This is a genomic window from Vibrio sp. 1069 (assembly GCF_033340555.1).
The window spans coordinates 1-527 of sequence record NZ_JAWOWP010000911.1 but is presented as its reverse complement, the minus strand read 5'-3'; the positions used below and the strand labels follow the sequence as shown (position 1 = coordinate 527).

Genomic DNA, 527 nt, shown 5'->3' with positions numbered 1-527 from the left:
TAAACGTGAGTTGCTGGTGGGTATCGTTTTCTCGATACCATCTGAGTCAATCGGTTTATAAAAGGTCGCTTTTATATGCTGAATAAAATGCTTCTTAAGAAAGCTGCTATCTTTTTTCTGCCACTTCCTTTGGTATTTGCGGAGGTTTTGTATTTGGCACACGAGAGTGTGCAAAGTAACCTCGATCACTTGCTCGAAAAGAACATACAAATCGCGGATGAAATACTCTTTCAAATTGAGACTGAAAACCGAACTGCGCTTATTCATCCAGAACGGTGTGAGCAGTTGCAGCAAAACTTGATGTTTGAGCGAGACATCGATGAAATGCTCATTGTCAAAGGCGGTGAGATCATTTGCTCATCGAAGCTTGGACACTTATCCAAACCGCTTTCTGAATACTTAACCTTCAGGCCCAATCATGCCTTAACCTTCGGCCAGATAAACGGCCTAGAAGAGCCATTGCTGCTAGTGGTGACACAAGGGCAGCAGACATATAAAGCCATCACCATCACTGATAGAGACGACTT

At 43.1% G+C, this 527-nt stretch carries 1 pseudogene; it reads left to right on the top strand.

The window, feature by feature from the left end:
* Nucleotides 1-75: 75 nt before the first annotated feature.
* Nucleotides 76-527 (top strand): annotated as a pseudogene (locus R7040_RS29765) (EAL domain-containing protein); the annotation flags it as partial.